Here is a 24,579-nt window from a genome sequence, read left to right as displayed (position 1 = left end):
AAAAAAAGCAACCAATAAAAACAGATTTCATAATTAAAACACTTATTCAATCATTATTTAAATTTTTAACATTCTTTATATATCGTAAATATTGCTATTTAAAATTACTTTGATGAGTTGAATCAGCATCTGTAATAAATTTCCAAAACGTAATTTGGGTTTAATTTATATTTTTATAATGGTAATTTCTTTTTCATTTCTTCTACTATGTTATAGGCTGCTGGACATATAGCGACATTTTTTATAGTTAGATTGGCAATTTGTTGAAATTTTTTTCGATCTGTATGTGGAAACTCTCGACATGCTTTTGGACGTACATCATATATCATACAATAATTTTGTGCATCTAAAAAAACACATGGCAGACTTTTTAGCACGTAATCATTATCTTCATCTATTTTAAGGTATTGTTGTATAAATTGCTGTGGCTTTAATCTAAAATATTTTGCAATTCGTTCTATATCGGCAGTAGTAAATAATGGTCCTGTAGTTTTACAACAATTGGCACATTCTAAACAATCCATTTTTTTAAACTCTGCATTATGCAATTCTTGCATAACATAGTCTAAGTTCTTAGGTGTTTTCTTTTTTAGTTTATCGAAATACTTTTTATTTTCATTATGCTTATCTTTGGCAAGCTTACTGAGTTGGTTTAATTCTGGTTTCAAATTTCGAGTTTCAAATTAAGCTACAAAGTTAGAGAACTTAAAACGTTAAACCTCAAATTTTATACAAAATGCTTGACTTATTTGGAAAAGCTTTATTAGATTATCAAACAAATAATACTCCTGAACCGATTATTACTGAGACTAACATTTCTGAAGAGGATGAAATGGATGTAGGATATCTTTTCCGATCATTTAAAGAAATGCCTAAATTAGAACAAAGGGCTCTGAATTTAAGTAAAGGAAATGTGCTAGATGTTGGTTGTGGAGCAGGTAGTCATAGTTTATATTTACAAGAAAAAGGCTTAAAAGTAACATCTTTGGATGTATCAAAAAATGCAATTGAAACTTGTAAATTAAGGGGGATTAAAAACCCCATTTCTAAAAATTTAATTGATTTTGATACGGATGAACGTTTTGATACGATTTTACTTTTAATGAATGGCACTGGGATTTTTGGATCGCTTAAGGATACTTCTAAATATCTTCAAAAACTAAAAAATTTATTAAGTAATAATGGTCAAATTATTATTGACTCTTCAGATATAATCTACATGTTTGATCAAGATGAAGATGGTGCTTATGAAATTCCTGCTAATGGTTATTATGGTGAATTAGTCTTTACTATACATTACAAAGGAGAGACTGAAGAATCATTCCCTTGGCTCTATATGGATTATAACACATTACAAAATGCCTGTCATGCCAATGGATTATTTTGCGAATTAATAGAAGAAGGAAAACATTTTGATTATTTAGCTAGAATTAGAAAATAACAAGATGGTATCCGTTTTTAGATTTGTGTTTTTAAAATAAAAAAGTTTTACAAGATCTTTTTTTAAGATTTTTGATAAAAAATACTTAAAAATAAAATGAAGGTTCAAGTTCTTCTGATTTATGAATTCAACCTCTTTTTTTTAAACCTTTTCTTTTAAAAAAGGGGTTTATTATTTTTTAATACATTTTATGAAAATATTTCGAGATGTGAGAAATCTAAAAAAAGCCTAAACCTTTACTTGTTCTTCTCATATTAAACCTAGATTACGCATTAGAAATCTATTCAATTTTATTTTTCTTCAAATTTAAGCACGTACTCAAATTTTATTCATCAAAATAGTTGACTGTTTCATCTTCTAAAATTTTCCGTGATCTTGAATTTATTGATTTTTTTATTTTATAACAAAATCTAATGTAACATCTGAATTTAACGAATTATGTTGGAAGTTATTTTTTATTAAAGCAAGAATAGTTAAGGATTTACTTTTGAATTTGCTTTTATATTTTATAAATGTTTATTTCTCAATATACTTTTGCTCCTATTTTATTTAAAAAAATGTTTTAATCGAAGCAAATAAATGAGGTGAATTTACCACGAATAAAATGATTTTTATTCTAAAAAAGGTATTTTTATTTTTATAGAATAATTCCAGTTTTTTTTTCTTTGTAGAGTACAAAAAGGGACACTTAAAAAAGTCGCAATCTTGCCATTGCGACCAAAGGGAGTCTTGAACTAAGTAAACAAACGAAGATCAAATCGCATAGCACGAAAATGCTATTTTTCCTTTTGGTCGAGGTAACAAACTAGATGTTAAATTATTACTTTAAAATATTTATTTTAAACCCTAATGGTCACGGATAAAGTAAATAGGACTCGAACAGCTTTTCCATCTTGATCTCCCGGAGTCCATTTAGGACATGTTTGAAGAACTCTTACTATTTCTTGCCCTGTACCGTAGCCTAGATCATTAATTACTTTAATATCTGAAATAGTCCCATTTGTTTCAATTATAAAAGTTACTTGAAGAACACCTCCTGCAAAATTCTCGTCACTTGGTGGCGAAAAATTCTTGCTAATAAACTTCATTAATTCATTATTACCTCCCGGAAAAACAGGCTGATTTTCAACATTATCAAATGGTATAGGGGTTGTTTTAATGCCATTCGGAGAAGATTGAGCCATTCCTATTTGACAAAACCATAAAACAATAAATAAAATTAATTTTTTCATAGTAACCGTTTTTGGGATTAATATTTTACTAGACTTCTCTCAAGCTTTTTGTTGTAGTTTAAAATATTTTAAACTACAACAAAAAGAAAGTAAAATTTTTCTTAGACAAAAGTATGATTGTTTTCTTAAAATCCCAAATACTAATTAAACTTATAACAAAATAATTATGGAATATTTAAATATTTATGTGTTTGTAATGATATTTTCCATTTTGGATTTTCCATCACATAATTTATTATAAGATCTAATACTTCTTCTTTTTTACTCCATTCTGGCTGTAAATATAGTTTGGCGTTAGAATTGGTTTTTAATGCTTGTTCTTCTGCAAATAAAAAATCATGTTTGTTATAAATTATAATTTTAAGTTCATGTGCTTTCTCATAGGCTTCTTGAACGGGTAATTTTGTTTTTTTAGGTGATAAACAAAACCAGTCCCATTCACCTGTAACGGGATAAGCTCCAGATGTTTCAATATGCACACGAAGTCCTGCTTCTTTTAATTTTGTAGTCAAAGGGGTCATATTCCATGTTAATGGTTCTCCCCCTGTAACAACAACGGTATTAGCCTTTTTTTTTGCATTTTCGACTATTACTGAAGTTTTTGTTGGGGGATGTAATTCTGCATTCCAGCTTTCTTTTACATCGCACCAATGACAGCCTACATCACAACCGCCAATTCTAACAAAATAAGCAGCAGTTCCTGTATAAGCGCCTTCTCCTTGTATTGTATAAAATTCTTCCATTAAAGGAAGCATATCTCCTTTATTTACAGCTAACTGTATTTCTTTACTCAACATAATTATTTTCTAAAAAGGGGTTGCAAATATACAAAATTAATAGGTTATCTATAGTAAAGACGAATCAAGCTTTAGAAGTTTATTATAGATAAAAATGACTTGGGAGTTAAAAGTATATTTTTTTTGTATTTAACCCAAAATCGGCATTAGAATTGAACAAAGTAAACCTAATTTATTTTTCTTCCATTCAAGCACGTATTCTAATTTTAATTATTAAAATAGTTTCTTGTTTTTTCTAAAGTTTTGCGTGTTTTTATCTTTTTCCTATCAAATCTTATCATCTCATAATCTGATTAAATAAAAAAACCGACATTTATAAGTTGTCGGTTTTCATTTTATAGGAATAATAGTTATTTAGCAATACTATTTTTAATATTAATAGCATCTGTACCTCCCGGATTTAATGCTAAAGATTTTGCAACATATTCGTTTGCTTTTAATTTATCTGTCTTAGCGTAAAAATGTGCTATTGCATTATAGGCTTCTATTAACTTTTCTTTGTTCTTTTCTACCAGATCACCTCCTTTGTTTAATAGTACTTTGGCAAACTCATCATAGCTAGTAATCATTTGACTTTTAGCATTTGGATCTACTAATAACGCATTTACACGTGCTCTATATATATGTGCATCTTGTGTTGTAGGTGATTTAGCAATTACTGTTGCAAAAGCTTTATCTGCCTTTTGTAATTGAAGCATATCGTAAGCTTTTGGACCTTCTGCTACATTATGAAAATATAATGTGTATCCTAGAAAGAAATTATAGTATGAATATTTTTCAGATGTTGTATTATTAATAGCTACTTCATATATACCTGATGCGTGTTTATATAATTTTCTGTAGAAATAACTTTTTCCAATTTCATCTAATCTTTCTGACATCGATTTATCTAATTCTACTGCTTTATTTAAATTAAGCAATGCTTGCGCATATAAAGCTTCATCTATAACAGGTTTTACTCCTTCATCTGCTACAGGTATTGCTTTTTTTAGTTGAGCCATTCCTAAATATAGATAATCAATAGCTATTAATCTACTAGACGGGTTTGTAGTGAATTTAGTTAAAGCATCAACGGCTGAATCTATATTTCCATTTTCATAGGCTGAATAACCTAAGTAACGAAAAATTTTAGGATTAACTTTGTCCATTTTCACCATTTCATTTGCTTCTTTTTCTAAAGCTTTATAATCTTTAGCTACTACAAGAAAATCTGCATGACGCATACGAGACGCTAGCGAATAATCTGTTAGGCTCATATATTTTTCGTAGTATTCTAATGATTTATCTGTATATTCTTTAAATTTAGTCTTATCATTTTGCTGTAATGCCCATCCAAAGTAGATTTCTGCTAATTCTCTGTATGCTGGTCCATAGGATGCATTTATGGTCAATACTTCATCTATAGCTGCTTTTGCTTCGTTAAATGCTTTTGCTCCTTTTAACAAAACACCTAATTGCATTTTGGCTCTCAATAAACTGTTGTCTGCATCATAGGCTCCGCGATATGCTGCATAGGCTTCATTTTGACTTCTTAATCCGTAATACGCATCGCCTAAAGCTAACAAAGTCTGTGCATCATTCATGTTAATAGCTTTTGCTTTATTTAACACTTCTACAGCTTTGGTATAATTAGGATTTATAGAGTTAGTATATGCTTTACCAATGAAAACAAATTGCTCTAAATCTTTTTTCTTCATGTTGGCTGTAGCTTGATCAAAATTAAATTGAGCTGCTTGAGCATTAGCATTATCTAGGTCTATTTGACCTAGACCTATATAATTGAATACGCCTCCTTCTTTTTTCGTCAAAGCGGATTGAAAAATGGTCTTAGCAGAGTCTTGATATGTTTGACGTAAATAAACATTTCCTAATAAGAAGGCTGCTTTACCATTTTCTGGATTTGATTTAATAACTGCTTTTAATATTGTTTTCGCCTTTTCATATTGTTCTGCATCAATTGCTTTTTTAGCACTTTCTATATCTTGAGCAAAAACACCTGCATTGATTACAAAAAGAGCGGTACTGAAAAACTTGATTTTATTCATTTTATTTTCAATTAATTATTTTTTTTCTCTTCTACTTCCTTACGGATTATTATATTTCTACTAGGCATTCTAACGGGGACTAATCCAGATTTCAACACTATTCGTTGTCCTAGTTCACCTGCTAAAAATGAAGCAAATCCCATGCCTAAACCAGCAGTTCCTTGATAATTTAATATTTTTATTTTTCTACTATAAGGGTAACTACCTGAAGCTAATAAATCTTGGCTTGGGGTAACAAATGTACTATTCTTAGTTTTTAATTCCAATACTTTAATATTTTCTACTGTTTTTTGAAAATCAGGCATTGGCTGTGTTATCCAATTTATACCAATAACTCCTATTGCATCGGAGTTTTTAGATACGAATGAGATTACTTCATTATTGGTTGACAAAGAAAAAAGATTCTTTTTGGCAAACTTTTTACTTTTGCAAGATCCATTAGGTATCTAACTGTGCTTGAATTGGCATTATCAAAAACTAAATTTTTTATTTTTGATGTTTTTCCATTTAGAAAATTAATTAATTCTATCTCTTCCATTTTAAAATTGGAATTAGAAGGATGTCCTATAAATGCTATTCCATCTATAGCAAAATCGGTTACTTTTCCTTTGATATTGTTTCTAGAAAAATTTTTTATTTCTCCCGGAATTAATTCACGTGTTAGAATTGCTAAATTATTTTTGCCTTCTGACAAAAGTTTTACGATTTCTCTTTCCGGTTTTGCTACCAGCTTTATTTTGGCTTGATATTGATTTTCAAATATCATTTGATGATCTTCAACTAAGGGATAAACTGTTTCATCTACTAATATAGTAGCGGTACCTGTTAATATCGTTTGCTTTTCATCTTTGGTTCCAAAATGGCAACTTACAAAAAAAGCAGCGATAAGCAAAAAGCTTGCAACTAAATATTTTAATTTCATAGGTGTAGATTTTATTTATTATAATTTTAATATTCTATCATCTTCTTAATTATTTCATATCAATCAAAGAAGTATTTGGAAATGTAATTATCATTTTTGGGCTTTAAGGAACTATTCGTTTGTTTATAGGAAACGAATTAATTCTTTATCGAGTATCTGGCTAGACAAAAACAATATTTTTCAAATAGTGATAGATAATGATTTTAAACGACAGAACATTTTTATTTCTAATTTTTCAAAAAAAACATGATATATGATTAAAATATCTTGTTTTTCTAATCATTTTTTAAAATAACGTATAAATCTAAAAAAGCCATAGATAATGATAGCAACTCCTAGAGTTATACGATAACTATTTGATAAGGGAAGTTGTTCTATTAAGCGATCCCAAAATAACACCATCAATCCCATACATAAATACATACAAAAGAAGAAAACACCTAAAACAAGAAGAAACCGCTCTTGGAGCGATTTCTTCTCTTGCTTATTTGAATATTTCATATTCATCTATTCAGCTCTAATATCTAGTAAGATTGGCAAACTATATCTTACACGGATTTTTTTACCATTTTGTTCACTCGGTCTCCATTTAGGGGCACTTTTCAGCATACGAATAGCTTCAGCTCCTGTTCCATATCCCAAATCTCTTACAACTTTAATATCGGTTAGGTTTCCGTCTTTTTCTACTACGAATTCAACAAAAACTCTTCCTTTTAAATCGGTATCTACTTCTGGAGTACGATAATTACGTTGTACGTATTTCATGAAGCCTTCATTACCTCCGGAAATTCAGGTTGCACTTCGATACCAGCAGAACTGTAAACTTGGTTATCTTCTTCTACTACCTTAACAACTTCTTCATTATTACCTGTTGGAGCATCGATTTGAACTTGTGCGTCTTTGTCACCTTTTTGGTCTTTTTCAGCAATGTTCTTATCTTTTAATTCTTCAATGGTTTTAATTTCTTCTGTTACCTTTTTTGCCTCCACAACTTTAGGTTCAACGAATTTTACTTCGTCTACCTTTGGTTTTGGTGGTTCTGGTTTTTTTCAGGTGGTGGTGGTGGTGGTGTATTTTCTTTTGGTTTTGTCATATCCACCAATACTACTTTTTCATCTAAAGTGGTATCATCCCCACCTTTTGGGATCATACTTATAAGCAAAGGAGAAGCTACTGCTAATGCGAAGAAAGACCCTCCAATGATTAATGCTCTCAATGATGTTTTAGGATTTTCTTTACGTAACTCATAAGCACCATACTTTTTGTTACGCCCTTCAAAAACTAACTCTAACCATTGTGATTTATACAAATCTAATTTCATACTTCAATTATTAGAATTTAGTTAATTACTTTTTTAATATATCCTTCTCTTGCTTCGTAATATCTACTACGGCATAAGTTGGCACTTTACAAATTGCCATTTCATCTAGGATGTCTACCATATTTCTATAGTTCGCTTTTTTATCCATTTTGATGATCACAATCAAACCTTTTGCTGGATCGTTATATTTAGCTGGTACTGATTGTACTTTTTTAGCAATTTCTTGACGAATACCTGCTTTTCCATAGGTAGTTTCTTTAGGTCCTTCAAAAGGAGCGTCTACCCTACCGTAATACCATTTAATTTTATTATTTTCTCCTAATAAAACGGTCATAGTACGGTCATCAGCTACTTCAATATTATCCTTTTTTTCTTCAGGCTTATCATTTTTATCCGGCATCCCCAAGTTCATAGACTGGGGTTTAGACAATGACGTAGTCAACATGAAGAAAGTAATCAGTAAGAAAGCTAGATCCACCATGGCTGTTAAATCCACTTTTGCATTGGATTTTTTACTTCTTACCTTACCACCGTCTTTTTTGCCACCTCCACCGGAGTCGTTTAATTCTGCCATTTCTTTTTCTTATATTATATTAGAAATCACTACTACGTAAACCAGTTACAAGATTGAAACTATTTACATCTTGTTTCTGTAATACATCCATTACTCTTTTGATAGCTGGGTACTCTAATTTAGCATCTCCTTTGATTGCGAATTTTAGATCCTCATTTCTCAACTCAGCACTAGCTGAACGAGCATTAAATATCCATCTAGCCAACTCATCTTTCTTTTCATCAATAGAATCCATTGGCACACCCGGTTGTAATCCTTCTTTGTTTCTGTCAGAACTAGACATAGCAATAATTTGTTTTACATTCCCCATTGGTACTCCGAAACCATCAATTAAAGAAAAACGTTGTTTTTCTGCATCAGTAAAGCTAATTCCGTATTCTTGTCCCATTAATTCTAATGTTCTTAAGCGGATTTCACGGTCTTTCATACCGATAAAGACTTTACCTTTACCTACTGTCAAGGTTACTAAACCAGTTTCAGGCAATTTAGTTTGCACCGTTGAATTAGGTGTATCTACCTGTAAGGGTTCTGGTTGTTTAGCTGTAGCAGTAAGTATAAAGAACGTAAGCAATAGGAAGGCTACGTCACACATTGCTGTCATGTCGATTGCTCCTGCTGATTTACGTGATTTTCCTTTTGCCATAATTATCTTTTATATTTAATTATGTCCTTAAATTATTTTAAAGAACCTTTAAATCTTCTGTAAGTGTTAACGATAGTGTTAGCTGCTTCATCAATTGAATAGGTTAATGTATCAATTTTAGAAGTAAAATAGTTATATGTTACGATTGCTAAAGCAGAAGTAGAGATACCAGTAGCTGTATTAATAAGAGCTTCGGAGATACCCACCGCTAAAGCAGCTTGGTCAGGAGTACCAGAAGTAGCTAAAGCACTGAACGCTTTGATCATACCAGATACAGTTCCTAATAATCCTCCTAAAGTACCTAAAGCAACCATTGTAGAAATAATTGTCATGTTTTTTTCTAACATTGGCATTTCTAAAGCTGTAACTTCTTCTATTTCTTTATGAATAGTTTCAGTCGCCTCTTCTGAAGTAAAGCCTTCCGCTTTTACTTGATTGTATTTTACTAAACCTGCTTTGATTGCATTAGCAACAGATCCTTGTTGTTTATCACAAGCTTCGATAGCACCATCAATGTTTCCTTGATTAACACTAGCTTGTACATTTTTCATGAAAATATCTAAATTTCCTTTACCAGCAGCTTTAGAAATTACCATTAAGCGTTCAAAAGAGAAAACAACTACCATCAATAACATACCTAATAATACAGGCACGATAAATCCTCCTTTATAAACGGTTCCTAAAAAGTTATGAGGGTGTCCTGTTTCTGAGTTACCTCCTTCAAAGTTCCCTGAAGCTCCCATTATGAATTTCCATACAAAAACACCTACTGCAATACATGCAAGAATAATAATTCCTGAGAATGAAGCACCACCTTTAGATTTCTCTTCTTTTTTACATTAACGTTGTTTGCCATTTTTTTAAAATTTAAATTTTCTAATTGATTAATTAAATCTCGTATTATTTTTTGAGTAATAATGCTGGCAAATTTAATTTTTTAGCTGATATAAAAAAACTTTTTTTACTTTTCTTGAAAGATTAAAACTTACATTCTATCAACCAAAATGATTAAAAAATAAGAATTATTCATCAAATAAGCCATTATAAACTGTTTTTTAAAAATAATTAGACATATTATCTGTTTTTCTAAGATTTTTCAAAAATTAAACTTTACACCAAAAAAAAAAAACGCATATTTATCACCAAATAAAGCTAAAAAGGAGTTGAATATCATGATCGTCTTCGCATTTTGTATACAAAAAAGAATAACTTGCATTCTATTAAGAACTAAATTATGAGTATTTTAGAAAATTTTAAAGTCGATATTACAAATGGTTATTTTTGTAAAGGAAATTATATTACTCTTGGAGGTGCTATTTTTGAAAAAGAAGCATATTCTATTCCTGTAAATATACCTTTAAAAACACTTAATAGACATGGTTTAATAGCAGGGGCAACAGGTACTGGAAAAACAAAAACGATACAGCTATTATCGGAACAATTATCTTCCAATGGAATTCCTGTTTTAATGATGGACATAAAAGGGGATTTTTCTGGCATTGCAAAAGAAGGGAAAATAATGGATTTTATTAAGGAAAGGCATGATAAAATTAATATTCCTTATGAAGCAAAGGGATTTCCTGTAGAATTATTAACCTTATCGAATCAAGAAGGTGTTCGACTACGGGCTACCGTTTCTGAATTTGGACCTGTCTTGTTTTCACGAATTTTAGATTTAAACGAAACACAGGCAAGTGTAATTGCTGTCATTTTTAAATACTGTGATGATAAAAAAATGGCTTTATTAGACTTAAAAGACATAAAAAAGGTCTTAAATTTCATCACTGAAGAGGGCAAAGAGGAAATCACAAAAGAGTATGGAAAAATATCTACAACAACTACAGGCACTATTCTCCGTAAAATTATAGAATTAGAACAACAAGGGGCTGCTATTTTCTTTGGGGAAAAATCTTTTGAAATTGATGATTTAATGCGTGTTAACGAAAAGGGATTGGGCTATATTAACATCGTTCGCTTGGATGATATTCAGGATAAGCCTAAACTTTTTTCTACCTTTATGATGAATCTTTTGGCTGAAATTTACAACAGTATGCCTGAAAAAGGAGATATTGAACAGCCCGAATTGGTCGTTTTTATCGATGAGGCGCATCTTATTTTTAATGAAGCCAGTAAAACTTTATTGGATCAAATAGAAACGATTATTAAATTAATTCGCTCAAAAGGTATTGGTGTTTATTTCATTACACAAAACCCTACGGATATTCCAAAAGGAGTTTTAGCTCAATTAGGATTAAAAATTCAACATGCTTTACGTGCCTTTACTGCTAGTGATCGTCAAGCAATCAAACAAACTGCTGAAAACTACCCTATATCGGAATATTATCAAACGGATAAAATTATTACATCATTAGGAATAGGTGAAGCTTTTATAACAGCCTTAAATGAAAAAGGCATTCCAACACCTTTAGTTGCCTGTATGTTACGTGCTCCTGAAAGCAGAATGGACATATTAACTCCCAAGGAAATTGAAGAAATTAATTCTAAATCAAGTTTAGTTAAAAAGTATTCCGAAGAAATTGATAGAGAGAGTGCTTATGAAATTTTAACGCAAAAATTAGAATCGATTACAGAAGACGTTACTCAAAAAGAAAAAGGAGTTACTACTAAAGATTCCAACATGGGAGAAGTCCTCGCCAAATCGGTATTAAAAGTAGTAACAAGCGCTACTTTTATAAGAGGTGCTTTTAATGTATTAATGAAAGTATTGAAAAAATAATTAGTTTTGGCTAAAAGCTATTATATTAGTTTTATTAGTAGAATTTATGGGATCGTAGTAAATTTTATATTTTCCAATTAAAACTTGAGAATAAACTCTTATGAAGGGATATATTACAATAGGTTTACTTGTACTTTCGAATATATTTATGACGTTAGCGTGGTACGGACATTTAAAGTTCAAGGAATTAAAATGGTTTGAAAATACAGGTTTGATTAGCATTATATTAATCAGTTGGGGAATGGCTTTGTTTGAATATTTTTTTCAAGTTCCAGCTAACCGAATTGGATTTCAAGGCAACGGAGGTCCTTTTAGTTTGCTTCAACTAAAGGTTATTCAAGAAGTGATTACGTTAATTATCTTTGTTCTATTTTCACTCTTATTTTTTAAAAATGAAAGCCTCAGATGGAATCATTTAATAGGTATGTGTTTTTTAATACTTGCCGTTTATTTTATTTTTAAGAAGTAAAAAACACATTCGAATTATGAAGAAGAAGCATTATTTTATACAAAAAAATCCGTTTGTAGTACCTACCACAGATGGCAAAATAATTCAGGAGCATCATGGCTTAATAAGCACAAACAATACGCAAATTTCAATTGCACACATGATAGCTCCTGCTGGCTGGAGCGAACCTTTTCAAACACCTGAATTTGAAGAATACACCTATATCATTTCAGGTAAAAAACAATTTATTATTGGGGATGAAACTATTGTTTTAGAAACTGGACAGTCTATTAAAATTGAAAAAAACATACGGGTTCAATATTCTAATCCTTTTGAGGAACCTTGTGAATATATTGCTATTTGCAAACCTGCTTTTTCCATAGAAAAAGTGCATCGAGAAGAATCGTAAATTTTTAAAAAATATAAAATATTCTCTTAGGATCTTAATTTCATTGATTCCGAAGTAAAAAATAAGGAATCTTCCATTTCGATAAAAGCTAAGGATCGCATAGAGTGTATAAGTGTACATTTATCAAAAATAATTCATTATAATTTGGTTTAGATGACGGGACTCCTCCTCATGTTGGAGTGACAAACTAAACAATGATTTTTTAAAAGTTAAATACAGTACTTTTTATGTTTTTTTTGTAGAAAATCTTTATTCTTATATAACGTGTAAAATGGTACTTTAAAAATACCCATTTCGGAAAATAGAATACCTAAATGCAAGGTTTTTGAATGTTATAGTTTAAAAACCTTGCACTTAATAATAAAATTTGGTTATTGAGTTTTATGATTTTTTGAGTTTTTCAGCAGATCTTATGTTAGACCTATTCCTTAGTCTCTTTTTCATTAAGTAGGAAAATCATCTTTTTCTCAACTTCCTCACTATCCCATTTATTTTCAATATCTGCTATAGACATTATTTCTTCCATTATTTTATTTTGAAAATCACCCAATGCTAGTGCTTCAGAATACGGGTGTGTACTAAAAGTTACCCTACTATATAAGGGCAACCATTTATCTGGATGTTTATCTGAAAACCATTTTTCTATTTTTTTTTGTAATAAGAACTTTTCATCGGCGGTTTTTGTACTCATTTCTACAAAATTTCGACGAGATAATTCAGCTATGGCATCTGCATTTGGTTTTCTTTCTTTTTGATATTCTTCGAATATTGTTTTCCAATCATCTCCATATTGGGCTATCATTTCTGCTAAAATGGTTATATCTTCAAACCCGGCATTCATTCCTTGACCATAAAAAGGTACAATAGCGTGAGCCGAATCACCTATTAAGGCTACTTTGTCTTCATAAGTCCAAGGAAAACATTTCATCATAACAAGGTAACTTGTGGGGTTTTTAAAAAAGTCTTCTACTAAATCTGGAATTACTTCTTTTGTATCGGGAAAATACTTTGCAAAAAAATCAACTAATTTTTTTTCTTCTTTTAAAGACTGAAAGGAATTTTCTCCTTCAAAAGGCATAAATAAAGTACAAGTAAAACTTCCATCTAAATTGGCTAATGCCATTAACATAAATTGACCACGGGGCCATATATGTAAGGAATTTTTATCAATTTTATGTGTTCCATCTGGATTTGCAGGAATATGGAGTTCTTTGTATCCTAATTTCATAAATTCTTGGGTATAGTCAAACATGCTTTGACGTTGCATACGGTGACGAATACGAGAAAATGCACCATCTGCACCAAAGACTTTATCATATTTTAATTCTTGCCAATCTCCTTGTTCTGTTTCTCCTACATATAGGGTTGCATCAACTAGAGATACATCCCAAATTTTATGTTGAAATTTAAATTCAACACCTACTTGTTCGGCTAAATCAATCATTTTCCTATTTAATACGCCTCTAGAGAGGGAAAAAATAGCTTCTCCATCTTTTCCATAATACTGATAGTTAAGCTTTCCATCTTGTAAATGGATAGCGCGCTTATCAACTGGAATTCCTATTTTTTGTATTTCTTGCTCAATACCAATATTTTCTAAAGCTTTCCAGCCACGATTTGACATTACTAAATTAATTGAACGTCCTGAAAACTCAACTGTTCTAATGTCTGGACTACGATCTAATACGTGAACGGTATGTCCCTTTTTTTTAAGATAGATTGCCAATAATGTTCCTACTAAGCCAGAACCTACTATAGCAATTTTTTGAGGTGTTTGCATTTATATTTTTATAAGCCGTTATGCCAATTTATGTTTTATTTTCAATTTTTATTTTGTTTTATCATTCTAGACAAAGATAGGATGATAAAGGGGTTTGTGAGTTATTGTGTTTTAAATAATAATTTGGTTGATGTAGCTTGAATTTCTTCCTTATTCATTTTCATTTTTCGAAATTGTCCTTTTATATACATTTGAGCTTGATCGTTATAATGTTTACTCATTGGATTTCCAGATTGTCCTGTTGGTAAAATACTCACAGAATTTTCTATGTCACTAAAATCTATCACTCTTCTTGTGGATGGTCCTGCAGAAATTTCATAATGATGGGCATCTGTATAGTAAAACATAACATTATTGATTACTTCATTACTTCCAGGTGCTTCAAATATTCCAACATTAAGGAATGGGCGAAATATAGCTACTGATCCTATCGGGTGTTTATATTCTACTTGATGAACTTTTCCCCATTGCCATTGCCATATATCATCTCCTAATTGATTACTTAAATTTGCTATTGTTTCTTTAAAAGATTGTGTTAAAATAGTGGTTCTACTTTCCTTTCTATTTTTTGTTTTTATGTTGTCCCACCAAACGGAATGAACTAATTGACTTTGGTTATCTATGCTTTGTTTCATTATATGGGTCTTCAAGAATTGCTTAAAACCTAACTCTCCCATTTCATCTAAAAAGGTTGCCTTTAAATAAAAATATATCCATTTGTTATAAATAGTAGGGGCTATTTCTGAAGTTGTGTTAGTTCCTTTCCATTTTTGCATAATAGATAGTGCTTTTTTTTCATTCTCTTTCAAATGGGTTTTATCTAACCATTTACAAAAATTATGGGCTACTTTTTCGCTCACTATCGAGGTATCGTCATAAATCATTTTTTTAAAATCATCTTTAGACCATTTATTTTTCGATTCTAATAAAGAAACAATTCGTTTTGCTCTATCTTCTGGTAAATAATACCCGGATATTGATATCCTTCAATTTCATGGGGCATATTATTAGCTGAATACACGTAATTCCAAGAGGGATTAATTGCTCTTGGATTTTTATCAAACCCTAAATATTCATGTTTATCATCTACTCCGTTAGCTCCATTTAAAATATAGTTTGGATTTAGATCTTTGTTCATTTTGTATAATTTCCCTGATGTTTGCCAAGCAAAATTATTTTGCGCATCTGCATACATCACATTTAGTCCTGGCGCTATGATATAGGAAATTCCTTTACGAAATTGATTTAAATTTTTAGAATGACTTAACGTATAAATAGCGTCTAAAATTTTATTTTCTTCATGGGTATATATCCAATAGAAGGATACAGGTTCTTTAGGATTAAAATCTTTTAATATTCCGTTCATGATAGGACCATGTTTACTTTCTTTTATATTTAAAGAAATTGTAGTACTATCTTTTATTTTTATAGTTTTCCTACGTGTAGTAAATTCTTCATAGTGCTGTCCCGTTTTATATTGATTACTGTTATTGGGATTCTTTTTTTCTTGATAAAAATCTGCATCATCATTTTCAAACATAGTTAATCCATAAGCATACTGATGATTATGCCCTAATAAAGGGAATGGTACTCCTGCTAAATAATAGCCATAAATTTCTTGTTCTGGAGAATTGATATGTGCTTCGTACCGGGTTCCCGGTTGTGAGTAAGAAATATGAGGATCGTTTGCAAATAATATTTTTCCGGAAGTCGTTTTTTGTCCTCCTACAATCCAAGCATTACTCCCTATAAATGGAGGAAAAGGTGAGCTATCCAATATATCAGCTACTGCTTTTGATGCTGCTAGATAAGTTTCTGTTTTTGCATTGTTATTTGTGTTTATTTTGGTCATATTATAGGACAGATCAATCCCTAATTCTTTCATATAGTTATCGCCTAATTTATTTCTCAAATCAGTCATCAAAGGATCGGTGCGCTGAGCACATGCAAAACTGAACGCCATATATCCCATTGTATTATACACATCTTTCAGCGTAAAAGGTTTTTTCTCAATACCGAGTAAAATAAACTCAATTGGTGTTTTTCCGTTTTCTAGATATTGGTTTATACCGTCTAAATAAGCCATTGCTAATTTATATGATTTTCCATTTTTATCTAGCTTGGCAATAGCTTTTTCTGAATTTTCATCTATTCCTAATGCTAAAAACATTTTATCGTTATCTAATGCTTTGGATCCAAAAATTTCGGATAATTTCCCCGGTGCAATACGACGTAATAATTCCATTTGCCATAAACGTTCTTGTGCGTGTACATATCCTAAAACGGTTAAAGCATCTTTTTCATTGCAGGCATAAATATGTGGTATTCCAAATTCATCAAAGAAAACGTTTGTCTCCTTACTAATATTTTTAATAGTTAATTCACCTTCATATTGTGGTTTTGTAGAATATAAATAGATATAAAGTGACATTCCCAAAATCAAGATTAGTCCTAACAGGGCTATCAGTATTTTTTTGACTAATTTCATCTGTGTAATTTTTATTTTTAAGGCTCTTTTGTATATTTATTTTAAACTCTAATTAAAGGGGGATAATTTCATTACAACTACAAATGAATTTGAATTTAAAAATGTAATTCTTTTTGTCATTTTTACGCTTCTATATTGATCACAAATCTAACGGGCAATTTGGGTTTAATTTATTGTTATTTTTTATACAACCCGATTTTTAGGTTTATCTTATTTTTCATGATTTTATCAAAGATAAAAAAAGACGAGCAAAGTTGCTCGTCTTGGCTTCAAAATTCACTTTTATTTATTTTCTAGGAAAAATAATACGTTTTCCTGTTTTCATTCCATTGTTTTTAGCTAGTACGCCACACATGTGAAATAACATCCTTGCTCCTACGTTTCCATCCCAATCATCTTCTCCTCCGGGCTACCTCTACCAAATCAAAACCAATAATTTCTTTACCGCTTTCTGCTAATTTATTAAATAAATAAGTGGCTTGCTCAAAGGAGAAACCTCCAGGAACGGGGGTACCTGTATTAGGACAATACCACGGATACATACCATCTATATCAAATGAAATACATACTTTTTGAGGTAATGAAGCAATGATGGCATCACATTGCTGCGCCCATGTCATACCTTCAAAAGTTTCTGCTTTTAAATCTGCATCTGTGTGAACTAACACTCTTCCATTAGCATTTTGTACGACTTCTACTTCTTGTTCACAAAAATCACGGATTCCTACTTGTACGATTTTAGTAACTTGAGGAATTTGAAGGGTATTATACATAATGGACGCATGTGAATACTTGAATCCTTCATAAGCTATCCGTAAATCCATGTGCGCATCTAAGTGCAAGATACCGTAATCTTGATATTTAGAAGCCAATGCTTCATAATAGCCTAATGGTGTAGAGTGATCTCCTCCTAAGAGAACTACTTTTTTCCCTTTGTTCATCCAAGATAGTACTTTATCTTTTACTTCGGTATGTAATTCACGACAAGCTTTATTAATTTTATCTAAATCTGATTGTAGAACTGGAAAAGTAGCTACGTCTTCGCCACTTTCTAAAGCCTCAATGATAGGTTGGGCTAATGCTTTATATTTATCTGAATTTAATTTCCAATGTTTAGGAGCATCATCCATATAAATTCCTAATTTCCATAATTCAGGAAAATCTTGATGATTTAAATCTACTTGAAAAGAGGCATCCATAATAGCTTCAGGTCCTTCTGAAGCACCTGCTCCATAACTTACAGTTACTTCCCAAGGAACAGGTATTACAATAATTTCGGCATCGTCAGCAGAAAAAGGTAATCCAAAAATTGTTGCGTCTGCTAATCCCGGTTGTGATGGATCAAAATTGTCTATAATTTGTTGCTTTGTCATATTTTTTAATAAAAACTTAAAAATTGAATTTTACAGAAGGCTAAAATAATTGATACCTTAGCATTGTTTTGCTATTTTTCTTTCTTTTTGATTAAATTATTTTTTTACGAATTTTTTAGCTCCGTTTACTCCTTGAAACTTTACAAAATAAACACCTTTATTCAATGATGATATGTCGACTGGGTTTTCATTGGATAACATTTCTTTACTTATTATTTTCTGTCCTAAAATGTTAAATATTTCCATTTTTTTATTAATTAATTCTTCCCCACTAAGTGTAATGGTGTTATTTGCTGGATTAGGAGAAATACTAAAATCAAGTTTAATAAATTGATCATTAGACAAACTACTTTCAACGGTTAATTTAAATGTTTTATTTATTGCTACCATTCCATTTGAAGGGGAAACTGCTGTAATAGTAATGATGTGATCTCCTCGGATCTAAATTGGTATTTGGCAGAGGATTTTGGGTTAAAACAGCATCACAAGTTGTAACTATTGCGTTACACTGTAATCTATAATCGGGTAAAACAAACACATTTCCTCCTCCTGTTTGCTCTATTTTATTAGCTGGAACATTTAATATAAGTGGAACATTTTCCAAACCATACCCTGTTTCGTTAAATATTCTTGTCATCGTATTAATATCTGAACAGGGGTAATTCATATTGATTGCGGCTTGACGAAACGCTCTAGCGGCTTGTACCTGACCTGATGTAGAATTTGTTAAAGCTAATCCTTCTAAAAAAGCAGTGTCTGTTTTTTTTCTTCCAATTATATCATAAATTTTCATCAACGCCGTAGCCCAAATTTGACCGTCTGTATGAATAGCACCTTTTAATCCTTGAGGATATTTTTCAGGATAATTTGTTGTTCTTCCTTCCCAGTATTCGTTATGTCCGTCCCAATTAAACAAATAATGATATTCTTGATCTGTTGGCAACCATTGACTTAAGCTTCTACTGTATGATTGTGCCCAATAATCACCACATCCTTCTCCAAGACCTTCAACGAATGAACTACGCCCCCCTGTAATCCAATCATGTATACCGTGTCCTAACTCATGTAAAATAATGTCTGCATCTTCTCCTCCATCTATTTCGTTTATCCCCAGAGCTATCTTCTCAGAAGATTCTAAATAATGGGAAGTATCTCCATGAGGATCAAAAATAACCAATCCTTTGTTTTTTTTGGGAAGGCAGTTAATTCCTAAAGTCTTGCGTATATATCTTAAGCTTTTATCTATATGATAGAAGGCATTAACAGCTTCAAACCCTTCATTATCACGTGTAAAATTAAAAAAATCGGATCTTTGTTCAAAAAATCCATTTTTGGGTTCTTCAAAATCTCCAATATCACAATACGAGCTTTTTAATCTATAAAGTCGTGTTCCTAAATCAAACGTTATTTCTGGTAAAACAACATTTACTCTTGCATTATCTAAACTTTCATTGGTATTATCCCCATTATCTATATAATCGCCTACTCCATAAGTATTTTTACCGATTGAGAGTGGGTCTGGATTAAATACCATCGCTGTTCCGCTTCTAAAAGCGTATGGTATTTTGGCTTCATAGCTTTTTTTGTTATATGACGTATTTTTTTTATGATGATAGACTGCTACATCTTTTAAACTTATAATGTCTCCTGTTTGAGCATCAACAAATATTTCCCAATCTCCCGGTTTATCATCATATTGTAAGTTAATTTTATAAGCCAATCTAGTGGGTTTTGTAAGATTATAAACAAAAAGTTTAGATTCTTCAAAATGTAAATTTCCTTTAGCACCTAAACTTTCTTTTGCCTTTTTTAAGGCTGTTTCTGTATTTAAAGCTGGGATTACATTAATATTTTCAATAGTGGGATCAAAACTATTAGTTGAGAAAGCAATTTTTTCGTCATCATTAAAATTTACAATATATTCGGCTCCAAATACTGGAACTCCTTTTAATTCTTGTTGAAATCGTAATGTTTCTCCTGATTTTCCTTTTCTTACATTATTTAATCTTAGTTCATTTTGTATTCTACGTTCATTTCTGTTGACTTTACCACGGATAAAATCTAATGCTATTTTTTCTTTGTTAGTCGTTTGTCCATTTAAAAATACACTACTAAACATACATAATACAACATAATACAATTCTTTCTTCATATATAATCAATTTTACTTGAAATGCTCCCTCTCTAAGGAGGGTTCATAAACAAATTATTATTTTAAAAATCGAATTAAAATTTCACCAAATCTATACATATCTTCGTATGAACAATAGAAAGGTGCTGGAGCTAATCGGATTACATTAGGTTCGCGCCAATCGGCAATTACGCCATTAGCCATTAAATAATCAAAAAGATTTCGACCTTGTCCATGTAAATATATCGACAACTGACAAGCTCTTTCTTCTTGATTGGTGGGTGTAATGATTTCGAATCTAGTTCCTGTGATTTCTTGATCAATTTCTCGGAGAATAAACTCTAAGTAGGCTGTTAATTGATCTCGTTTTTTAATTAATTTTTCCATTCCAACTTCCGCAAACATTTCTACTGAAGCTAAATAAGGGGCTAAGGATAAGACGGGTAAATTGCTGACTTGCCAACCATCTGCTCCTTGAATAGGATCAAAATGGGGTTCCATCTTGAAACGACGTTCTTTATTGTGTCCCCACCAACCTGCAAAACGAGGTAAATCGGCAAGGTGATGTTTTTCGTGTACAAAACATCCAGAAGCATTTCTCGGACCTGAATTCATATATTTATAGGAACACCAAGCAGCAAAATCAACATTCCATTCATTTAATTTTAATTTAATATTTCCAGCTGCATGCGCTAAGTCAAAACCTACTTTGGCTCCTACCTTATGTCCTTCTTCGGTTATGGTTTTCATATCAAAAACTTGTCCCGTATAATAATTGACTCCTCCCCACAAAATTAAGGCTAGTTCTTCTCCTACTTCATTTATCTTTTCTAAAATATCTTCTAATCTAATTGTCTGTTCTCCTTTGCGTGGTTGAACTTCTACTATAGCTTCTTTAGGATCAAAACCATGAAATTTCACTTGACTTTGAAACATATACTGGTCTGAAGGGAATGCTTTTTCTTCGCAAATAATTTTATAACGTTTTTGAGTAGGTTGGTAAAAGGACACCATTAACAAGTGTAAATTGACTGTTAATGTATTCATAACCGTTACTTCATTGGGTTTTGCTCCCACTATTTTACTTAAAGGTTCTGCAAAACGTTCTTGATAATCCCACCAAGGTTTTTCTGCATAAAAATGACCTTCTACTGCCAAATTAGCCCAATCATTCATTATATCGTCTACATATTTTTTGGCTCTTTTAGGCTGTAAGCCTAGTGAGTTTCCTGTAAAATAAACAACATTCTTTCCGTTATGCTGGGGAAATAAAAACTCGGAACGATAATTTTTTAAAGGATCCTGTTCGTCTAGTTGTTTTGCAAAAGCGAGTGTATTTTGAAAAGTCATTTCGGTGAGTTTCAGCTGGTAAATATACGAAAAGTAAGATAAACAAAAAAAGCCACTTATTTAAACAAGTGGCTTTTTAACATTTTTTGTGATATTATTATTTTCCTGAATATGTCTTCGCTTTTAATTTTTTAGCAAGAGTGGATGTCATACTTGAAAAGAAAGAAAACCCTGTTTTTTGCTCAATATCAGATACTTTTACAATATATTTTTTCCAATCTCTATCTATATTTTGATTATTTGGAACATCAATTGCAATGATTGTAGTATTTTCATCAATACGTGTTAAATCATCATTTCCTTCATCTAAAATTACTGCTATTTTCCAAGTACTAGAAGGAACACAAATTTTACCATTCGCTAAGAACTTAGTTACACCTCCATTTTTACCTGTACCGCCTTGTCCATAAGGACCTGCAATAATATAAACTTCTTTATCATCATTTCTAACAAATTGTCTTAAACGTTCCTCTAAACCTTCCCAAGTTTGTTGGTTATTTTTAGGTGATTGAGGTACCATATTGGTCATCAAGAATGTTTCTGAATTTGCTTGAAAAGTGTTTGTTCTATCTGCTGAAGGACACATGTGACCACGATCAAAACCACTATCCTTATAATGAGTTGGAGAAACTAAAAAGAAAGAACCATTTAATCCTGTATCTGCTCTAAAATCATTAGCTCTACTAGTAGAACCTAAGTTTCTATAATCTAAATGCCAACTTGTCCAGTTAGGCGTTCCTTTTTATTATTATAAGAAAGTGTATAATTTTCTTTCCCTAATAGATAGTTATTATAATCTTCTTGATTAGCTTTAGATGGATTTCCTAGCATCATATCACCATTATCAACAGATGATGCTTTTACAATTTTTCTTTGATTTTCTGCTTTAACTTCAACACTTGAACTATCTGTTTCATTGTCACGAGAACAGAATACTAATGTTTGGCATGCTAAAATAAGACAGGTTAGTCTTTTAATTTTTTTCATTTTTTATTAGGTTTTTTTAAAATTCCGGCAAAGGTACTTCTTATATTCTATTTTAATGTTAAGCTAACGTTATGAAACAAAACAAAATACACTTTTAACGGACGCTTTTTAAAATATTTTTAGCTTCATTCAAAAACAACATTTATCAATAAAATCAAAGTTAAATAACTCTTTATATCTGATTTTTTTACTTGTCAGAGCAAAAATATTAAAATGAAAGGGCTATTTTAAACACATTTTTTAAAGCCTATTTCAAGAAGTATAAATCCAAAAAAGATATTGTTACTCTATTTTTCTTTGAGTATTTAAAATTTATTTGGAAATCATTTTTTATTAAAGTGTAGAGTACTTAAGTCCCAATTCTGACATCAGACTTGAACGGAGTGAATTGTGAAAATCAATCTAGTTCTCTTTATTTTCTTCCAATTCAAGTATGTCCGCTAATTTTAACCCAGATTACCTCAATAGTTCTTTATTTCTTCTTCTAAAACTTTCAGATAAGTACTTAAATTTATTGAAAATTTTCATTTCATAACGCAATCTAATGTGGGATCTGGGGTAAAATGATGCAAAGGGTTGCTTAAAAACATATCTTACTTTTTTATTTTATATCGTTTTACTTTTATTGAAAGATGAACCAACACGAAGATGATATCTTATCTGAATTAAAACAATAAGTAATTAAGTAGTTTTATATTTTAAACAACCCTTTGTGTATTTATGAAAGTAATTTTTATAAAATTAACATTGCATCACCGTATGAATAAAAACGGTATTTTTGTTCTACTGCCTCTTTATAAGCTTTCATCATAAGATCATGTCCACAAAAAGCGGAAATCATCATTAATAAAGTTGATTTAGGTGTATGAAAATTGGTAACCATACAATCTGCAACCGAGAAATCATAAGGAGGAAAAATAAATTTATTAGTCCATCCCCGGTAAGAGTTTAGTGTTTTATTGGATGAAACAGAACTTTCCATAGCGCGCATGGTAGTAGTTCCTATAGCACATACTCGTTTTTTATTTAATTTAGCTTTATTAACAGTTTCACAAGCTTCATCTGAGATTAAAACTTCTTCTGAATCCATTTTATGTTTTGATAAATCTTCTACTTCTACTGGGTTAAAAGTTCCTAAACCTACGTGTAGGGTTACCTCAGCAAAATTAATTCCTTTTATCTCTAAACGTTTCATTAAATGTTTAGAAAAGTGTAAACCAGCGGTTGGTGCTGCAACCGCCCCTTCTTCTTTAGCATAAATAGTTTGATAACGTTCTGCATCTTCTTCTGTTACTTCTCTATTAATATACTTTGGAATAGGTGTTTCTCCTAAATCTACCAATTTTTGTCGGAATTCTTCATAAGAACCATCATATAAGAAGCGTAATGTTCTCCCTCGAGAAGTTGTATTATCAATTACTTCTGCTACTAAAGAATCGTCATCACCAAAATACAATTTGTTTCCAATACGAATTTTACGAGCTGGATCTACTAATACATCCCACAAACGTTGTTCTGCATTTAATTCTCTTAATAGGAATACCTCAATACGAGCACCCGTTTTTTCTTTATTTCCATAAAGACGAGCAGGGAATACTTTAGTATTATTTACTACCATTACATCCCCTTCATCAAAATATTCAATTATATCCTTGAATAATTTGTGTTCTATTTCTCCTGTTTTACGGTGCACTACCATTAAACGAGATTCATCACGATTTTCCGCAGGGTATTCAGCTAATAGTTCAGCTGGTAAATTAAAATTGAAATTGGATAACTTCATACTTTATTTTAAATTTTAGAAATTAAATTCCAGAAGTCTTCTGAAAATCAAGGGGCAAATATACAATTGCAAAGAGGGGTTGTCAAGTAAATTAGGATTTATTTTTTTATCCTTTTTT

General features: G+C 31.0%; 22 protein-coding genes and 3 pseudogenes. 4 read left to right on the top strand and 21 right to left on the bottom strand.

All coding sequences use genetic code 11. The features are described from left to right. Positions 1-173 precede the first annotated feature (173 nt). Positions 174-668, bottom strand: a complete 495-nt coding sequence (locus JJC05_RS11580; protein WP_105197022.1) for a YkgJ family cysteine cluster protein — start codon at positions 666-668, stop codon at positions 174-176. A 68-nt stretch (positions 669-736) separates the two neighbouring features. Here JJC05_RS11580 and JJC05_RS11575 point away from each other — a divergent pair, with 68 nt between their 5' ends. Beyond that, positions 737-1,441, top strand: a complete 705-nt coding sequence (locus JJC05_RS11575; protein ID WP_088394407.1) for a class I SAM-dependent methyltransferase — start codon at positions 737-739, stop codon at positions 1,439-1,441. An 839-nt stretch (positions 1,442-2,280) separates the two neighbouring features. Here the strand turns inward: JJC05_RS11575 and JJC05_RS11570 are convergent. The 11 genes from JJC05_RS11570 to JJC05_RS11530 form a co-directional block, all read right to left on the bottom strand. Beyond that, positions 2,281-2,673 (bottom strand): energy transducer TonB, encoded by a 393-nt coding sequence (locus JJC05_RS11570; protein WP_088393857.1) that lies wholly within the window; start codon positions 2,671-2,673, stop codon positions 2,281-2,283. A gap of 164 nt (positions 2,674-2,837) precedes the next feature. After that, complete coding sequence (locus JJC05_RS11565) at positions 2,838-3,470, bottom strand: 7-carboxy-7-deazaguanine synthase QueE (protein ID WP_105195804.1); 633 nt, start codon at positions 3,468-3,470, stop codon at positions 2,838-2,840. A 350-nt stretch (positions 3,471-3,820) separates the two neighbouring features. Next, a complete protein-coding gene (locus tag JJC05_RS11560; protein WP_235877429.1) occupies positions 3,821-5,515 on the bottom strand; it encodes a tetratricopeptide repeat protein in 1,695 nt (564 codons plus the stop codon). Between the two features lie 11 nt (positions 5,516-5,526). Further along, positions 5,527-5,907: a PstS family phosphate ABC transporter substrate-binding protein gene (locus JJC05_RS11555; protein ID WP_235877428.1), complete on the bottom strand. Its 381-nt coding sequence runs from the start codon at positions 5,905-5,907 to the stop codon at positions 5,527-5,529. Then, entirely contained in the window at positions 5,886-6,437 is a 552-nt protein-coding gene (locus tag JJC05_RS11550; protein WP_235877427.1) for a substrate-binding domain-containing protein, read from the bottom strand. The genes JJC05_RS11555 and JJC05_RS11550 overlap by 22 nt, the downstream gene beginning before the upstream one ends. Before the next feature lie 507 nt (positions 6,438-6,944). Then, positions 6,945-7,202: an energy transducer TonB gene (locus tag JJC05_RS18360; protein ID WP_309597318.1), complete on the bottom strand. Its 258-nt coding sequence runs from the start codon at positions 7,200-7,202 to the stop codon at positions 6,945-6,947. Continuing rightward, positions 7,199-7,426 carry a hypothetical protein gene (locus JJC05_RS18355; RefSeq protein ID WP_309597317.1) on the bottom strand — a complete coding sequence of 76 codons (228 nt, stop codon included), beginning with the start codon at positions 7,424-7,426 and terminating at the stop codon, positions 7,199-7,201. The genes JJC05_RS18360 and JJC05_RS18355 overlap by 4 nt, the downstream gene beginning before the upstream one ends. 29 nt (positions 7,427-7,455) lie before the next feature. Next, entirely contained in the window at positions 7,456-7,758 is a 303-nt protein-coding gene (locus JJC05_RS18350) for a hypothetical protein (RefSeq protein ID WP_309597316.1), read from the bottom strand. A gap of 25 nt (positions 7,759-7,783) precedes the next feature. Next, complete coding sequence (locus tag JJC05_RS11540; RefSeq protein ID WP_088393869.1) at positions 7,784-8,332, bottom strand: ExbD/TolR family protein; 549 nt, start codon at positions 8,330-8,332, stop codon at positions 7,784-7,786. Positions 8,333-8,351: 19 nt separating this feature from the next. Continuing rightward, positions 8,352-8,975: an ExbD/TolR family protein gene (locus JJC05_RS11535; protein WP_088393871.1), complete on the bottom strand. Its 624-nt coding sequence runs from the start codon at positions 8,973-8,975 to the stop codon at positions 8,352-8,354. A 32-nt stretch (positions 8,976-9,007) separates the two neighbouring features. Next, positions 9,008-9,718: a MotA/TolQ/ExbB proton channel family protein gene (locus tag JJC05_RS11530; RefSeq protein WP_374226296.1), complete on the bottom strand. Its 711-nt coding sequence runs from the start codon at positions 9,716-9,718 to the stop codon at positions 9,008-9,010. Positions 9,719-10,209: 491 nt separating this feature from the next. Between JJC05_RS11530 and JJC05_RS11525 the strand changes: the two genes are divergently transcribed. From JJC05_RS11525 to JJC05_RS11515, 3 genes are all read left to right on the top strand, one after another. Then, positions 10,210-11,712 carry a helicase HerA-like domain-containing protein gene (locus JJC05_RS11525; RefSeq protein ID WP_235877426.1) on the top strand — a complete coding sequence of 501 codons (1,503 nt, stop codon included), beginning with the start codon at positions 10,210-10,212 and terminating at the stop codon, positions 11,710-11,712. 100 nt (positions 11,713-11,812) lie between these two features. Continuing rightward, entirely contained in the window at positions 11,813-12,181 is a 369-nt protein-coding gene (locus JJC05_RS11520; RefSeq protein ID WP_105195799.1) for a DMT family protein, read from the top strand. Positions 12,182-12,197: 16 nt separating this feature from the next. Beyond that, positions 12,198-12,569: a cupin domain-containing protein gene (locus tag JJC05_RS11515; RefSeq protein WP_127823815.1), complete on the top strand. Its 372-nt coding sequence runs from the start codon at positions 12,198-12,200 to the stop codon at positions 12,567-12,569. Between the two features lie 421 nt (positions 12,570-12,990). Here the strand turns inward: JJC05_RS11515 and JJC05_RS11510 are convergent, their stop codons facing one another. The 9 genes and pseudogenes from JJC05_RS11510 to queA form a co-directional block, all read right to left on the bottom strand. Next, positions 12,991-14,349 carry an FAD-dependent oxidoreductase gene (locus JJC05_RS11510; RefSeq protein ID WP_105195797.1) on the bottom strand — a complete coding sequence of 453 codons (1,359 nt, stop codon included), beginning with the start codon at positions 14,347-14,349 and terminating at the stop codon, positions 12,991-12,993. 101 nt (positions 14,350-14,450) lie between these two features. Then, positions 14,451-16,780, bottom strand: a pseudogene (locus JJC05_RS11505) (penicillin acylase family protein). A gap of 343 nt (positions 16,781-17,123) precedes the next feature. Continuing rightward, positions 17,124-18,210 (bottom strand): annotated as a pseudogene (locus JJC05_RS11500) (agmatinase family protein). 96 nt (positions 18,211-18,306) lie between these two features. After that, the gene (locus JJC05_RS11495; RefSeq protein WP_235877425.1) at positions 18,307-18,600 is read right to left on the bottom strand and encodes a T9SS type A sorting domain-containing protein; all 294 of its coding nucleotides are present in this window, start codon (positions 18,598-18,600) and stop codon (positions 18,307-18,309) included. Next, a complete protein-coding gene (locus tag JJC05_RS11490) occupies positions 18,584-20,362 on the bottom strand; it encodes a M36 family metallopeptidase (RefSeq protein ID WP_235877424.1) in 1,779 nt (592 codons plus the stop codon). Before JJC05_RS11490 ends, JJC05_RS11495 begins: the two co-directional genes overlap by 17 nt. A 57-nt stretch (positions 20,363-20,419) precedes the next feature. Then, entirely contained in the window at positions 20,420-21,691 is a 1,272-nt protein-coding gene (gene kynU / locus JJC05_RS11485) for a kynureninase (RefSeq protein ID WP_235877423.1), read from the bottom strand. Between the two features lie 97 nt (positions 21,692-21,788). Beyond that, positions 21,789-22,370: pseudogene (locus JJC05_RS11480) on the bottom strand (DNA/RNA non-specific endonuclease); the annotation flags it as partial. A 29-nt stretch (positions 22,371-22,399) separates the two neighbouring features. Further along, positions 22,400-22,678, bottom strand: a complete 279-nt coding sequence (locus tag JJC05_RS11475; protein WP_235877422.1) for a hypothetical protein — start codon at positions 22,676-22,678, stop codon at positions 22,400-22,402. Between the two features lie 733 nt (positions 22,679-23,411). Continuing rightward, on the bottom strand, positions 23,412-24,461 hold the full coding sequence (gene queA / locus JJC05_RS11470; protein WP_235877421.1) for a tRNA preQ1(34) S-adenosylmethionine ribosyltransferase-isomerase QueA: 1,050 nt from the start codon (positions 24,459-24,461) through the stop codon (positions 23,412-23,414). Positions 24,462-24,579: the final 118 nt, after the last annotated feature.

This window comes from Flavobacterium davisii (genome assembly GCF_019565505.1).
Lineage (GTDB): Bacteria > Bacteroidota > Bacteroidia > Flavobacteriales > Flavobacteriaceae > Flavobacterium > Flavobacterium davisii.
This window is presented reverse-complemented; position numbering and strand designations above follow the sequence as displayed.

Bases quoted from the DNA above. Each gene is read 5' to 3' on its own strand.
- JJC05_RS11475 (WP_235877422.1), bottom strand. From the start codon at position 22,678: ATGAAAAAAATTAAAAGACTAACCTGTCTTATTTTAGCATGCCAAACA.
- JJC05_RS11490 (WP_235877424.1), bottom strand. From the start codon at position 20,362: ATGAAGAAAGAATTGTATTATGTTGTATTATGTATGTTTAGTAGTGTA.
- JJC05_RS11510 (WP_105195797.1), bottom strand. From the start codon at position 14,349: ATGCAAACACCTCAAAAAATTGCTATAGTAGGTTCTGGCTTAGTAGGA.
- JJC05_RS11575 (WP_088394407.1), top strand. From the start codon at position 737: ATGCTTGACTTATTTGGAAAAGCTTTATTAGATTATCAAACAAATAAT.
- JJC05_RS18350 (WP_309597316.1), bottom strand. From the start codon at position 7,758: ATGAAATTAGATTTGTATAAATCACAATGGTTAGAGTTAGTTTTTGAA.
- JJC05_RS11540 (WP_088393869.1), bottom strand. From the start codon at position 8,332: ATGGCAGAATTAAACGACTCCGGTGGAGGTGGCAAAAAAGACGGTGGT.
- JJC05_RS11535 (WP_088393871.1), bottom strand. From the start codon at position 8,975: ATGGCAAAAGGAAAATCACGTAAATCAGCAGGAGCAATCGACATGACA.
- JJC05_RS11525 (WP_235877426.1), top strand. From the start codon at position 10,210: ATGAGTATTTTAGAAAATTTTAAAGTCGATATTACAAATGGTTATTTT.
- JJC05_RS11550 (WP_235877427.1), bottom strand. From the start codon at position 6,437: ATGAAATTAAAATATTTAGTTGCAAGCTTTTTGCTTATCGCTGCTTTT.
- JJC05_RS11530 (WP_374226296.1), bottom strand. From the start codon at position 9,718: ATGGGAGCTTCAGGGAACTTTGAAGGAGGTAACTCAGAAACAGGACAC.
- JJC05_RS11515 (WP_127823815.1), top strand. From the start codon at position 12,198: ATGAAGAAGAAGCATTATTTTATACAAAAAAATCCGTTTGTAGTACCT.
- JJC05_RS11495 (WP_235877425.1), bottom strand. From the start codon at position 18,600: ATGGTAGCAATAAATAAAACATTTAAATTAACCGTTGAAAGTAGTTTG.
- JJC05_RS11570 (WP_088393857.1), bottom strand. From the start codon at position 2,673: ATGAAAAAATTAATTTTATTTATTGTTTTATGGTTTTGTCAAATAGGA.
- JJC05_RS11560 (WP_235877429.1), bottom strand. From the start codon at position 5,515: ATGAATAAAATCAAGTTTTTCAGTACCGCTCTTTTTGTAATCAATGCA.
- kynU (WP_235877423.1), bottom strand. From the start codon at position 21,691: ATGACTTTTCAAAATACACTCGCTTTTGCAAAACAACTAGACGAACAG.
- JJC05_RS11520 (WP_105195799.1), top strand. From the start codon at position 11,813: ATGAAGGGATATATTACAATAGGTTTACTTGTACTTTCGAATATATTT.
- JJC05_RS18360 (WP_309597318.1), bottom strand. From the start codon at position 7,202: ATGAAATACGTACAACGTAATTATCGTACTCCAGAAGTAGATACCGAT.
- JJC05_RS11565 (WP_105195804.1), bottom strand. From the start codon at position 3,470: ATGTTGAGTAAAGAAATACAGTTAGCTGTAAATAAAGGAGATATGCTT.
- queA (WP_235877421.1), bottom strand. From the start codon at position 24,461: ATGAAGTTATCCAATTTCAATTTTAATTTACCAGCTGAACTATTAGCT.